The sequence below is a fragment of the Oceaniferula spumae genome (genome assembly GCF_042849255.1).
GTDB classification, from domain to species: domain Bacteria; phylum Verrucomicrobiota; class Verrucomicrobiia; order Verrucomicrobiales; family Akkermansiaceae; genus Oceaniferula; species Oceaniferula spumae.
The window spans coordinates 1826298-1839659 of record NZ_AP026866.1; the positions used below are offsets into that span (position 1 = coordinate 1826298).

The 13362-nt window shown below is 49.8% G+C and carries 14 protein-coding genes; 8 read left to right on the forward strand and 6 right to left on the reverse strand.

Going from position 1 to position 13362, the window contains the following annotated elements; all coding sequences use genetic code 11:
* The first annotated feature begins 10 nt into the window (after nt 1–10).
* Together ACSPJT_RS07630 and ACSPJT_RS07635 are read left to right on the forward strand one after the other, a co-directional pair.
* Entirely contained in the window at nt 11–1321 is a 1311-nt protein-coding gene (locus ACSPJT_RS07630) for a DUF1552 domain-containing protein (RefSeq protein ID WP_435895777.1), read from the forward strand.
* Nucleotides 1322–1330: 9 nt separating this feature from the next.
* A complete protein-coding gene (locus ACSPJT_RS07635) occupies nt 1331–2113 on the forward strand; it encodes a prolyl oligopeptidase family serine peptidase (RefSeq protein ID WP_435895778.1) in 783 nt (260 codons plus the stop codon).
* Nucleotides 2114–2185: 72 nt separating this feature from the next.
* Here the strand turns inward: ACSPJT_RS07635 and ACSPJT_RS07640 are convergent, their stop codons facing one another.
* A complete protein-coding gene (locus tag ACSPJT_RS07640) occupies nt 2186–3622 on the reverse strand; it encodes a sulfatase-like hydrolase/transferase (RefSeq protein WP_435895779.1) in 1437 nt (478 codons plus the stop codon).
* A gap of 202 nt (nt 3623–3824) precedes the next feature.
* Here ACSPJT_RS07640 and ACSPJT_RS07645 point away from each other — a divergent pair, with 202 nt between their 5' ends.
* From ACSPJT_RS07645 to ACSPJT_RS07655, 3 genes are all read left to right on the forward strand, one after another.
* Entirely contained in the window at nt 3825–5324 is a 1500-nt protein-coding gene (locus ACSPJT_RS07645; protein WP_435895780.1) for a sulfatase, read from the forward strand.
* Between the two features lie 28 nt (nt 5325–5352).
* The gene (locus ACSPJT_RS07650) at nt 5353–6492 is read left to right on the forward strand and encodes a hypothetical protein (RefSeq protein WP_435895781.1); all 1140 of its coding nucleotides are present in this window, start codon (nt 5353–5355) and stop codon (nt 6490–6492) included.
* A 150-nt stretch (nt 6493–6642) separates the two neighbouring features.
* Nucleotides 6643–7449 (forward strand): PEP-CTERM sorting domain-containing protein, encoded by an 807-nt coding sequence (locus ACSPJT_RS07655; RefSeq protein ID WP_435895782.1) that lies wholly within the window; start codon nt 6643–6645, stop codon nt 7447–7449.
* Nucleotides 7450–7544: 95 nt separating this feature from the next.
* On the opposite strand, the gene ACSPJT_RS07660 is transcribed toward ACSPJT_RS07655, so the two are convergent.
* Nucleotides 7545–8723, reverse strand: coding sequence for a DEAD/DEAH box helicase (locus tag ACSPJT_RS07660; protein ID WP_435895783.1), 1179 nt, complete (start codon nt 8721–8723; stop codon nt 7545–7547).
* 105 nt (nt 8724–8828) lie between these two features.
* Here ACSPJT_RS07660 and ACSPJT_RS07665 point away from each other — a divergent pair, with 105 nt between their 5' ends.
* Together ACSPJT_RS07665 and ACSPJT_RS07670 are read left to right on the forward strand one after the other, a co-directional pair.
* Nucleotides 8829–9005, forward strand: a complete 177-nt coding sequence (locus tag ACSPJT_RS07665; protein WP_435895784.1) for a hypothetical protein — start codon at nt 8829–8831, stop codon at nt 9003–9005.
* 9 nt (nt 9006–9014) lie between these two features.
* Complete coding sequence (locus tag ACSPJT_RS07670; RefSeq protein WP_435895785.1) at nt 9015–9395, forward strand: deiodinase-like protein; 381 nt, start codon at nt 9015–9017, stop codon at nt 9393–9395.
* A 37-nt stretch (nt 9396–9432) separates the two neighbouring features.
* Here ACSPJT_RS07670 and ACSPJT_RS07675 read toward each other — a convergent pair whose 3' ends face one another.
* The 4 genes from ACSPJT_RS07675 to ACSPJT_RS07690 all read right to left on the reverse strand — a co-directional run bounded on the left by ACSPJT_RS07675 (nt 9433) and on the right by ACSPJT_RS07690 (nt 12632).
* Nucleotides 9433–10125, reverse strand: coding sequence for a spermine synthase (locus tag ACSPJT_RS07675; protein ID WP_435895786.1), 693 nt, complete (start codon nt 10123–10125; stop codon nt 9433–9435).
* A gap of 111 nt (nt 10126–10236) precedes the next feature.
* Nucleotides 10237–11274: an endonuclease/exonuclease/phosphatase family protein gene (locus ACSPJT_RS07680; RefSeq protein ID WP_435895787.1), complete on the reverse strand. Its 1038-nt coding sequence runs from the start codon at nt 11272–11274 to the stop codon at nt 10237–10239.
* A gap of 109 nt (nt 11275–11383) precedes the next feature.
* Nucleotides 11384–11992, reverse strand: a complete 609-nt coding sequence (locus ACSPJT_RS07685; protein WP_435895788.1) for a YceI family protein — start codon at nt 11990–11992, stop codon at nt 11384–11386.
* A gap of 202 nt (nt 11993–12194) precedes the next feature.
* Nucleotides 12195–12632 carry a DUF6515 family protein gene (locus ACSPJT_RS07690; RefSeq protein WP_435895789.1) on the reverse strand — a complete coding sequence of 146 codons (438 nt, stop codon included), beginning with the start codon at nt 12630–12632 and terminating at the stop codon, nt 12195–12197.
* Between the two features lie 255 nt (nt 12633–12887).
* Here ACSPJT_RS07690 and ACSPJT_RS07695 point away from each other — a divergent pair, with 255 nt between their 5' ends.
* A complete protein-coding gene (locus ACSPJT_RS07695) occupies nt 12888–13301 on the forward strand; it encodes a GAF domain-containing protein (RefSeq protein WP_435895790.1) in 414 nt (137 codons plus the stop codon).
* Nucleotides 13302–13362 lie beyond the last annotated feature (61 nt).

Consider the following 13362-nt stretch of genomic DNA (forward strand, 5'->3'; position numbering starts at 1 on the left):
CAAACCATGGATGATCTCTAGACGCAGAATGCTGCGCGGTATCGGAGCGATGCTTGCATTGCCACATTTGGAAATCATGGCCGATGCGGTCGGGGCTTCTGGCACGGTGGCGACACCGAGCAAAGCGCCATTACGATTCGTAAGTATGTTCCAGCCGAACGGAGTGTATCCAAAAGCATGGGATGTTAGTGGTGTAGGTGCAGGATATGAACTCTCCCCCATCCTCAGACCTCTCGCAGGTCTGCGTGATCAGTTTTCCGTTCTCTCCGGACTGAACAATGTGACAGGCGGAAACCACGTGCAGATGACGACCGCCTTCCTCACTGGACACAATTTGAAAAACGGCAAGGCCGGCACGTCCATCGATCAGAAAATCGCCGCACAGATCGGCCAAGACTCTGCATTCCGTTCCCTAGTGTTAGGCACCGAGCCACCACGCCAGGGCAACGCCGGTGGTCTTGCGATCTCTATTGCCAACACTGTCACCTGGAGTTCCCCCACCACACGCGTCTCTCCCGAGATCAACCCTCAGGTTGCGTTTGACCGCCTCTTCAGAGGTAAGTCCGGCCCTGATGCTGTGCGTGATGCCGAACTGCAAAAGAGCGTGGTCGATCTCGTGTTAGAAGATGCCAAATCGCTACGTAGACAAGCCAGCTATCTCGACAAACATAAGATCGACGAATACCTCGAAAGCGTTCGCTCTGTCGAGGTTCAGTTAGAACGCACCATCCGCCCAAAAGAACGCGCATGGGTTCCACCTACCGAGCCTGGCGAAGAATTCTTCGTGCGCCCACCGTCCGGTATCCCCCGCGAACGCGACGTGCATCTTCGTCTCATGTTAGACCTCATGGTGCTCGCGCTGTGGACCGATACCACACGCGTCTGCACCCTGATGACCGCTCACGGATTCAGCCGCCAGAACTTCAGTTTCATCGATGGCGTCTCCAGCGATCACCACGGCATGTCCCATCACAAGGAGAAAGAACGAGCCGTGAGCCAGTATAAAAAAGTCAGCGAGTGGTACATCGGACAGTTAGCCTATTTCCTGGAACGACTCAAAGGTATCGATGAAGGAGGCTCAAGCCTGTTAGACAACTCCGTAGTTCTCTACGGCTCCGGCATGAAAGATGGCAACGGCCACAAACGGAACAACCTTCCCATCATCTTGGCCGGTGGCGGTCAGAAGCAGATTCCTTTGGGACAACACATCAAACTTCCAAGCCAACCGCTATCAAACCTCCACTACACCATCGGACAACGGTTCGGAATCAAAGACGACTTCAACGGCATCGGCTGCAAAACAATTTCTCAACTTGGCTAAGATGATCTCGTGAAATCTTTCTCTATCATCCTTCTGCTATTCTTGAGTGCCGCTGTATTACATGCCCAACAGGGAGACGAAGGCAAAGTCCACCGTCTTCCTGACTCAACCGCCAAGGAAGCAACTTCCCTTAATCCCGACTACTATGTGTTAGGCGAATCTCTAGCAGCTCAGAAGAAGCTCCCTCTTCTCATCTTACTGCACGGCGCTGGTGGCACTGGGCTCGACATCAGAAAGCCCCGAGGGCTCGCAGTCAAAGTGATGCGCACTCTCAAAAAGGCAGGCATCGAAGCTCTCATCGTCGCTCCACAAGCAGCCAAAAGTCCGGCCGTGGCAGGGGCCAAAGGAGGTTGGGTTCCCGCCGATCTTAATAAACTTCTCACACATCTTCTGGCCACCCTACCCATTGATCCCAACAGAGTGTATCTATCAGGAAACAGTATGGGCGGTTACGGCACTTACGCCTGGGCCGGCGCCAATCCTGAACACTTTGCCGCCATTGCACCCATAGTTGGAGGTCTGGGCGCCCTCGGACCCAAGGACATCACTCCAAATCTTGATCAGTGGGGTAAAAACCTCGCCACTCTTCCGATGAGGTCTTACTACGGAGAAAAAGATCGCGTTGTTCCTGCCGACCGGGGAGCCATGGTTCTCAAAGCCATCGAAAAAGCAGGCGGCAAACAGGCCAAGGTCATCGTGCTAGATGACATGGGCCACAATGCCGGAAAGATCCCCTTGTCTGATCCAGACTTCTTCCGCTGGCTGTTCAGCCACACTCGCAAGAAGCAGTAGCTTTGGACTAACAAATCAGTCAGACCTCAGTGAATGGGACCGCACGGCTGCTATACCACCCGCTGAAGGCCGCTACTTATTCGTTTTAGCGGCTTTCTTGCCCTTTTTATCCTGCTTCTTCTTAGGCTGTGCTGGTTTATCAATATCGAGTGTGTCCCCCATCGCTTTTTGTAACTCTTTGAGCTCGGCTTTGAGTTCTTTGATCTTGGGGGCATACTCCGGCTTGCTCGCCAAGTCGTTCATTTCATCCGGATCTTTCTTGGTGTTAAACAAGCGAACCACTCCGGCTTTAGGATAGGCGATCAATTTCCAGTCCCCTTTGGCAATCATGCGCTGCAGGTTGATATATTTGCCATAGATGCTCTCATACTGAACTTTCTGTTCCCCCTTGATGAGTGGCATCAGGCTTTTGAATTCGACTTGTTCCGGCTTCTCGATGCTGGCCAAGTCCAGAGAGGTCGCCATGGCGTCTTGCAAGTAAATGGGCATGTCGAATTGGCTGCCCGGTTTGATTCCCGGTCCGCTGATCATGAACGGAACACGCATGCTGTGATCATACATGTTTTGCTTCCCAAACAGACCATGGTGACCACAAGCGAGTCCATGGTCGGCGGTGAAAATGATATAGGTATTATCGGCTTTGCCCGTTGCCTCCAAGGCATCCAAAATGCGTCCGATCTGCGCGTCCATGTGGGTGATGATCGCGAAGTATTCCTGACGATGCACTTTTACCGCGAACTCGGTGCGTGGGAATGGTGCTAGCTTTTCATCACGCAGACCAGGGCCGCAACCGATCTCATCTTTGTATGGATAAAGGTTAAGATAGTTTTTTGGCAGCTTGATTTTATCGAGAGGATACATATCGATGTATTCCTTGGGTGACTGCCGGGGATCGTGCGAGGCATTGAAGGAGAGATACATGAAGAACGGCTTGTCGTCTTCTTTCGCCTGCTTGATGAAATCGAGACTGTGATTGGCGACTACCTCACTCCAGTGAGTGCCTCCTTCCCAGAAGCCTCCTTGTTTTTTATCCCAGGGTTTCCAGCCGTTTTCATAGTCTTCCTTACTTTTGGGTCGGTTGTAGCCAGATCCTTTGGGCATCCCTGCTGTTGGGAACTTGACGACATCAAAGCGCGGAGCACCCGGCACATGCCATTTTCCGGTCATGTAAGTTTTATATCCTGCCTGTTTCATCATTTCAGACCAATGCGGCTTTTCCTTGATCGCCGCTTGAGCCCGGTTGACAAAGGCCCCGCTGTTTATCATCGCACGGCTTGCCACGCATACCGCACCACCCCACGCACCCATGTTGTAGGCATGAGTAAACGAGGCTCCGTTTTTGACCAGACGATCGAGGTTGGGCGTCTTACAATCGGTCAGCCCATAAGCCCCGATGCTTTCAAAGGTCAAATCATCGGCGAAAACAAAGACGATGTTTGGTTTTTCCGCCGCGATGGCGGTGTGGATAGCTGAAACGAGAGCCAGAAGAGTAAGCAGTGACTTTTTCATAGAATAGAGGTGTATCTACGCAGTTATAGATTGCGATGTGAAGAAAATACGCTGAGGCCTGCGACATACTTTCTTCTAAATCGTGCACAACGCAGAATCCGAGTTCAACCTTACCTAAGTTAGCTGGAAGCAGCTTTGGGCATCCAAGAAGACACACTTTTCAATGGCAAGCTCAACCAGGGGGTATCATATTAGCAGCAAGATGAAATATCATACAGGTTTGATCCTCACCATCGGCTTGCTCTCTGTAGTATGCTCGTTATTTGCAGCTGACAAAAAACAGACTAACATTGTCTTCATCATGGCTGATGACTTGGGCTGGCAGGATGTTGGCTTTATGGGTAGCAAGTATTTTGAGACACCTCATTTGGATGCATTGGCAAAGCAGAGTCTGGTTTTTGAAAATGCATACATGTATCCGACCTGTTCCCCATCACGGGCGGCCCTGCTCACCGGAAAACAGTCCTTTCGAACCGGCAGTTATACCGTGCCAGTGTTAGAGAAAGGTAACAATCGGGACAATATCTTTTCAGCATGGACGGTGGGCCTTGAGCACCCGCTCTATGCTCAACCACTGAACAAAGCAGGCTATCATCTGATCCATCTGGGCAAGTGGCACATTGTAGGACCTCACCCAACGAAGGAAGGTAAACTCCCTCTGGCCAAGAAACTCAACCAGCCCAAGAACGGTGACCTCAGTTGGCTGGCTGCGCATCAGTCTCCAGAGATTAAGAAATACTACCCCACGGAACGGGGCTTCCACGAAAATGTAGGCGGCACTTGGTGGGGGGACCCCTCCCGTGGATACAGTCAGGGATACAATGCGCCGGGTGGTGGTTATGTCGCCCCTTTCAAAAATCCGTTCATCAAGGACAAGGAAGACGATGAATGGCTAACGGATCGACTGACTACCGATGCGATTGATTTCATGAAACGGCACAAAGACGGACCGTTTTTTATCAATCTCCACTACTATTCTCCGCACCGACCATCCGTAGCACGCAGCAAGGAATCGCTGCAACACTTCATGGAAAAAGCGGCCGATCCGGAAACTGGCCAAGGCGAAGGAAAACGCAAAGAAATCGCCGCCTATGCTACGATGGTGAAATCTTTAGATGACAATGTGCAGCGTATCATTGATTACCTCGATGAATCCGGACTGCGCGAAAACACCGTGGTCATCTTCACCTCTGACAATGGCTTCAATGGCATGCAAAGCGCGAACAAGAATCTCCGCGGTGCCAAAGGTTACGTCTACGAAGGCGGCATTCGCGTCCCGGCACTGGTCAACTGGCCTAAGACCATTGCTCCGGCTCGATCCGATGAAGCCATTCAAGGACTCGACTATTTCCCAACATTTCTTGAGCTTGCAGGCGTGACCGATTTCCAAGGCACACTCGATGGAGACAGTCTGGTCTCCCTGCTCCATGGCAAACCCATCAAAGACCGCGCCCTCTTCTGGCACATCGCCAGCACTTACAAGAATCCCCCATGTTCAATCATCCGCAAGGGAGACTGGAAGCTGATTCAGTTTCTCAAGAATGGTAAAATTGAGCTCTACAATCTGAAGGACGATTTGAAAGAAAGTGTTAACCTCGCCTCTAAAAAACCGGAGGTAGCTCAAGAGTTGGTGAAAGAACTAGCCCAATGGCGGAAAGCTAACAAAGTTCCTCTGCCTCCGAGTTCAAAGCTTCAGTTTTAATATCCCACGCGGACACACACAAAGACCCATGAGATCTATCACTCTATTCCAACGCAGCATCCAACTTCTGATTGTTAGCATCGTATCGCATGCTGTTGTTCATGCCGAACCCGCTGAATCAAGACCTCGACTGCAAATCATCAATGCCAGCGCTGAAAAAGCCGACATCTTTTGGCTCAACGAGGAGGGAAAAGAAATTCCAAATGGAACCGTAGAGGCTGGCAAAAGTCATCAGATATTGACCACCATCGGCCACCGCTTTGCTGTAGTCGGACAACAGAGCAAAACACGTCTAACCACAGAGAGCATTGCCATGGTGCAAGGATTTCGGTTTGCACCTGGAGAAAAAGACGGCATTCCAGACTTCTATACCCAACGTATAGAGACAGGAGGGTTTCCCATTGTCGCATCCGCTACGGTCAATCCTTATGCGCTCAAAGAAGCTGCCTATTTGGTCGATCAAATGCTTAGCCAGAGAGATGATGTTAGAAAAGCCATGGTTAAAAGTGGCGCGCGACTATGCATCATCGCCTACAACGAATACACCACCGACCTGCCGGAGTTCACCGGATTTGCAGATGGGAAAAGCCCCTACCCTGGTGTTAGCGCCAAGGACTTCTGGGATGCACGTGCCCGGGGCACCGGTGGCAGTGTCAGTGATCCTTACTGCACTTGTGGTGAGGAAAACCTGCTCGGTTATCCAGGTGACCCGTATAAGGACGAAAATATCCTCATCCACGAGTTCGCTCATAACATTCACCTGCGAGGCATGACCAATATCGATCCTACATTCGATCAGCGACTCGAAAAAGCTTACCAAAAGGCAATGGCCGCAGGGCTATGGAAAAACAAATACGCTGCGACCAATCGGTTTGAGTATTTTGCCGAGGGGGTGCAATCATGGTTCGGTAATAATCGCGAGAACGACCACGATCACAACCATGTCAACACGCGTCAGGAATTGATCGAATATGACCCCACGCTCGCCAAGTTCTGCCGCGAAGTGTTCGGGGAGACCATTCTAACTTACACCAAACCAGCTACGAGACTCACGGGGCACATGAAGGGCTACGATCCCTCCAAAGCCCCCACCTTCAAATGGCCAGATCGTCTCAAAAAAGCCAAAGACGAAATCCGCAAAGCGAACATAGCCGAGGACCAACCGTGAGAAATGCGAAGCCAGTTCGCACCATCTAACAGAACAAAAAGATCAATCAGCCTAAAACTTTATTGACTTATACCACTTTCTATACAGGATGAACGGATAATCATCGCTCCACCCCAAAAGTGGCGCTACCCCCAACCCAGAATGAATCGTATGACAAAATTATTCACTCTAACTCCCGCACTTGTGTTGATGGCAAGTGGTCTCTCGGGAGCAGCAATTGTTGTTCCAGGGCATAGCCCAGTCAGTGATGGCCTGTTCAGCTACCGCATCATCGATATCAACGGCAGCGGAACAGACACCCAAATAAACACCGCAACTGAAGCGAAAACAATCGTCAGCACGATAGGTTCAACTGCAGCACCTGGGATTGTAGGAAACTACGGCTTCTCCGCCAACGATACAGGAACGATTGGTTCAGTCGACAACGGCAGCGCCGATAGACTTTATACTGTTTCCCAGCTTACCGTGTCCACATACAGCGGTTCGGATTTCGTGATTCAATATACTGGCGGCATCTATTTCCCCGCTGGAGATTATTCCATTTATGTCAACGGAGATGATGGTCACTCGATCTCCATTCCGGGAGTCACATTCATTAACCGGTTCGGGAACGTCAGCGGAACTCCAGCCTCCGATGAGCTTCTGCATGATGGTCCGACGGGCAGTTCTAATCAAGGAGCTCAATTTACCGTCGGGCCAGGAGGGTTGGTTACTACTTTCGAGGCCACTTGGTATGAACGCGGAGGGGGAGACTATTTTGAAGTGGAATTGAGAACCGGTTTTGGAACCAAATCAACTGGTGCTAATGCGGAGTGGGACATTCTGCGGGAAAATGCAGACAGCAGCGGCATTGCTATCAATTCCACGCCCTTCGTCGTCACTGCGGTTCCAGAGCCATCAAGCGCTCTACTATTGGCCCTCGGCTCCATATCACTCCTTGGCCGACGCCGGAGATAAGTCTAAGATTACGAATTCTTCTACAAGCGGTTACGTTCATGACGTAGCCGTTTTTTGCGTTTAGTCTGAACACTCACCTGTTCTCGTAACAGATATCAGTGTCCGTGAAGGTTCAGATCTTCGCTTTCGAGCATCTTCACGCGCTTGCCCATCTTCTTCTGGATTACTCTGAAATGATGCATCTCGTCCGGTGAGATCAGCGAAATGGCATCACCTGGGGAGCCAGCCCGCCCTGTCCGACCGATGCGGTGAATATAATCCTTTGGCGATCGCGGGAGTTCATAATTGATCACACAAGGGAGGAAATCGATGTCGATGCCCCGTGCTAACAGATCCGTAGTCACGAGGACACGCAACTTGCCAGATTTGAAAAGTCTCAAGTTTTCTTGCCGATACTGCTGGCTAATCTTGGAATGAACGGCAGCGGCATCAATGTTGTTTTTCGAGAGTTTGTTCGTAATGGTATCGACCATGCGAATCGACGAAGCAAAAACGAGTACTTGCTGTAAATCTCCCTGATTGATCAGGTAGCGCAGTAGTGGGCCTTTCTTTTCGTCTGGAACGAAGTAACCGAGCTGGTTAATGAGTTCGACAGGTTCATCATGACCGTGATCTTCCCCTTGGCCTGTCGGCAATGTATCTTCAGAAATTTTAATCACAAGAGGATCGTTCAGTAGCTCTTGCTGAACAGTATCCAAGTCAGGATTAAGTGTCGCTGAGAACAAGAGAGTTTGCCGTTTCTTCGGCAACAGGGAAAGAATACGATCAACCTCTAGCTTGAAACCAAGATTGAGCATTTTGTCTGCCTCATCTAACACAAGCGTGGTAATCGACGATAGCTTTACAGCGTTCTTTTCCACGAGATCAATCAGGCGTCCCGGAGTGCAGACGATGATATCGGCCTTACCGATGGCTTTCATTTGCGGATTGATCGACACGCCTCCGTGAACAGCAAGGCATCGCAGGCTATTCTGAATTGCCGGAAGAAAATCTTCAAACACGCCATGAACCTGAAGAGCGAGTTCACGAGTAGGAACTAAGATCAGCACTGCGGGCTCTCGATAGCGAGTAGCCTCGCTCTTCGGTAATCTTTCCAGAATAGGCAGCACATAGCTTGCAGTCTTACCTGATCCGGTTCGCGCGACACCTAGAATATCACGACCCTTCAGCGCTGCGGGAATGGCCTCCTGCTGGATGGGAGTGGGACTTGTAAGCCCTTGAGCACCCAGAGCCGTGAGCAACGAAGAAGTGATACCGAGAGATGAAAATGACATGATATAAACCGCTATGGAAGATCAAAGGATATGGTCGGAAACTAGAAAAGATGCAACTTCTATCTAGTTTCTGGGTTTCCTCACTCGATGAAGCTGTTGATTTTCATGCTCGCTCTTTCACTTGTTCAAGCCGCTTTTGCCCAGCGGCATCGAGTGGATAACGCACCGAAGGTGGGAGACCCGATCCCCAAGGTTTCCGCTGTCAGCCTGGTCAAGAAAGAGAAAGTCGACCTTTCCAAACCGGATAAAGTAACAGTGCTCATCTTCGGATCCCACACGTGAGGCCCGTTCATGAGACAGGCCGGGCGCCTGCAGGAACTCTACGAAAAGTATTCGGGCAATGCTGACTTCTGGTGGATCTACATCCAGGAGGCTCATGCATCCGATGGTCGCCGCCCTAGCAGAACCGTTAAAATACCACTGCACAAAACTTTCCAAGATCGTGAAAAAGCAGCCACCGGGTGTTCTGCCTCATCTAGTTTAAAGGTCCCCGTCCTCCTCGATGACATGAATGATTCAGCATCTAAGGCTTATTCCGCTTTGCCCGAACGGTTCTTCATTCTCGGCACCGACGGCAAGGTAGCCTACGCAGGAAAGCGGGGCCCTCACGGCGTTGATCTAACTGCTCTTGAGAAACGCTTGAAGGAACTTACCAGTGGAGGGAAGGAGTGAGTCGCATTTGCCTATGTCGCGAACACTCAGGTTGTGATTAGCGACTACGCTTGGCCACATAAATGCAGTGTCTTGCGCGCTTCGATTTCTCGTGAGGTTTGGCTGAATGTTCTTCAACTCGAAATCCGGCTTGGACTAGGCATTTTTTGAATTTTGGAGCCGGCTCAGAGAGCCAGTAGGCTACACAACCATCGGGTTTAATGAGGTCGCGGATTTTGGCTAGAAAGCTTGCGGAATAGAGTCTCGCATTTCCGGCTGTGATTAAGTCGTCTGGGGTATTATCGATATCTAACAATAGAACATCGTAGCTACTCTTCGGCTTACCGGAGATCGTATTGAACAGATCCCCTTGAATGATCATCGTCCGCTTGTCTTCCAACAAGGGTCCGTTGTGTTCGACAAGAAATGTTCGATTCCACTCGATCAATGGCTCCATCAACTCAGCCACTTCGACTGTTGCCGGGCGACCAACCAATTCCAGTGTCCGCTTCAACGTGAAACCCAATCCCAACCCTCCGATCAATACCTTTGGGTGTTTTGGTCTCGTTGCCTTGCCCTCGAGGATTTCCTGACAACCGACTTCGGCCAGCATTTCCTCGGAGAAAGTTAGCGCTGTGCTCATCAGGTCAAAGCCATTGTATTTCAGGTAAAATTTACCATCGTGCTTGTGCAGTGAGAACACGGTTCCATCTGACATCTTCGACTCACCGAGCTTCACATAGGGCTTCATGTCGATGACTCTGACTACAAATTCACTTTCAACAAGGCTTCTGATTCATTTGAGAGTCATCCCCTAAGCAAGGGATGATTAAAGAACGCTTCCAAACGGCGAGCTTGAACTCTATTTGTAATCAAAGTCGACAATGACGCCTTTGTGATCCGAGGGCCAATCATCGCGCTCAAGGAGGTGGTCGTCTTTTGATTTCGAGGTGCGTTTCAGTTTGCCTTTCACATAGTATTTCTTGGAACCGGCAATGAAGGCGGCTTTTACCACTAGGTTTTCCTTGTTGTAGTAGATGAAATCAATGCGTTCACGATCATCGGCTTTTGGAGTCCAGTTGACGACTTTGTTTCCTGAGTTTTCAGACGGCCACGTAAGCCCGGGGTAAACTACAGGATCTGGATGAATTTCTCGGTAGCTGTCGGAAAAACCATTGTCTGCAAGCGTTTTGGAATTTTTCCATTCGATGACCACGCCGTTATGGTCGAAAAGTTTTGCCGTTTCCTGAGTCCAATCGAGGTGTGAGGCTTCATTGAAGTCACCGGCCAGAATGACGTCGGTATCAGCGTGGGACTTCGCGTATTTAATAAATCCTGCGATGGCTTCGTCTCTGGTGGATGCGGCATCCATGGCGTGCAGTTTCGCGATGTCAGTTACCGGAATAGGCTGACCACTCTTATCAAGTTTGATCGGCTTAAAGCTGTTACCATCATAACCTCTTGGCAGGTAAACAGCGTAATTGGTGTATTCAAGGTGGGCTGAGCAAACGATGAGAGGTTTCTTATTAGGAAGCTCAATATGATATGCGTAAATGCTCGTTTTCGCGCTGCTGGGAACCGCTTCGGTTTTGATCACAGGGTATCGTGAGATAAGACCGACATCTCCCCCTGCGTATTTTCCGTAGAATGTATGTTTTCTTTTCGCCAGGGCTTGAATGATACGTTCGTGGAGATCTTTGCCCTTATAATTTCTAACTTCAGAGAGGGTTATGATGTCAGCTTTCGACTCAATAATGAGGTCGATAATTTGATCGAATCCATTGGGAACGCTCGTTCCCTCCTGCCAGACATTGAATTGAAAAACACGTAACTTGTCCTGTGCTGAAGAACTGTGCACAAGACAGATCAGGATAATGATAAAGCTGATGATCGACTTCATGGATGATAAATATATGGGATCTTGTCTATTCGCGAGCAAAAGACGGCCACATCCTACACGCAGTAAGACATGGCCGTCAGGATCACAAATTGATTGATACAGCGTCTATTTACTTCGCTGGCGTGGCGTGTAGATCGAGCTTGATGACCACTTCTTTTCGGATCAGATCGTCTGTTTTACCCGCATATTTGATGTCGAAATCGAATCGATTGATGAAGAAGTCTGCGGTGATGCGGATCGCATCGTCGGACTTGTCCACCTTGACTGGGAACTCGATCGATTTCTCCACACCGAGCAGATTGAGATTACCGGTGAGGGTGTCGTCTTTGAAACTCGTTGCTACGAAGGTCGCTTCCGGATTGTTCGCCACATCAAAGAAGTCAGGGGATTTCAGGTGCCCTGTGAGTTTTTCGGAATCTGAATACAAAGAACTCATATCAATAACCACCTTATGGCCCGACGCAGCCAAGGTTTCGCCGTCGACATGAAAGTGACCGCTGAATTTCTTGAATCCCCCGTCGTGACTACCTGTGACTTTGGAGCCTACGAAGGTGATCGTTGATTGGTCCGTGAACTCCCATTTCTGACCACTGGCCTCGCCGGTGGGGACCGCCTTAGCCTCGGAGGTGTTGGCTTCGGTGGATTTCTCTGCCGGATTGTCACAGGAGACTAGTGACATGGCGGCGACTGAGGTGAGTATGAATAGTGTTGTTTTCATATGGTGTAGGGTTTTGCCCTGATTTTCGTAGATGTCTTTTCTTATAGCATGACAAATTTGACGCACTCTATTCTAGTTAGATCATGTGTCAAATAGTGATCTGAGTGGTAAAAGCCTTGGCTACTGCACGGTGATGCATCGACCAAAAACACAGCCCCGCCGCCCAGTGGCGGTGGAGCTGGTTTTACCATATCGCGGATCTTTATCGATGATTCACTGAGATCCAGCTTTTGCCATGTGGGCGGTAGTAGGTTCCGTTGTGATAGTGGTATACGACACCACGGATTTTCACCTCACGGCACCCATGTGGCAACCGACTGATCACTCGGCCGTATCGCTTACTAGCTGAATGGTAGTGGTTGGTTAGAGCCTTGGGTTTTTGAACTCGCACATAGCCACTGCCACTTCGAACGTAGCAACTGTCCCCTGAGACATGGTAAGTCACTCCGCCATATTTCACGGCCTTGTGGGAGCTTGGTAGACGAGCGACTCGGCCATGGTCAGAGTGGTTGTGCTTTTGCACACTGCTGCGTCCGCGATCATTTCGATGATCATGTGACTTTGCAAAAGCTCCGATCGAACCGAGGCCGAGTAAGACACTGCTGAGGACGACTGTTTTGGTATATTGTATTGTTTTCATATTTTGCATTGTTTGTTGCGAGGGATCAAACAAGGCGTTGCACGAAGGGTCTCACTTTTTCGCGAACTCTTTTATTCAATCTATTTTTACATTTTTTGTCATACCTAGCAGCTTCACAACAAGCTCATCTCACATGATTCGTTAGACCTAACAAGCAATATATACCTGTCACCGACATCACTTCACCCCATTGTAAAACTTGACGAACTCACACTAAGCGCTGGACAGTCCGCCTGCTTGATTCAGATTTTGTCCATGAGTAAAGCAGAGGAAATATTGAGAGCAGCAATGGAGGAATTCGGTTGTCAGACTGGTACACTTCACAAGGCTGAGGGCGAATGGCTACTGTTAGTTTGTCAGGCAGGTATCCCTGATTCGCTACTCGATAAAATTTCGAAAATTCCATTTGGAAAAGGTATCGCAGGAGTCGCAGCCGAAACCAAGCAACCCGTCGAACTCTGCAATCTCCAACAAGACCTCGGTGGCGTTGCCAAAGAAGACGCGAGACAAACAGGCGTATCCGGATCCCTTGCCGTGCCAATACTATCTCAGGAAAACGGCACAGCTCTCGGCACGCTCGGAGTTGGAAAAATCGTCCCCTACGATTTCTCGGAACAGGAAAAATCTCTCCTTACGGAAATCGGTCAAAGTCTGATCACGCACCTCTAGCCACAGCTACATCTGATAACGTCATAGTTGCCACTGTGTGGAAAAGCTCTCAAACAGATGT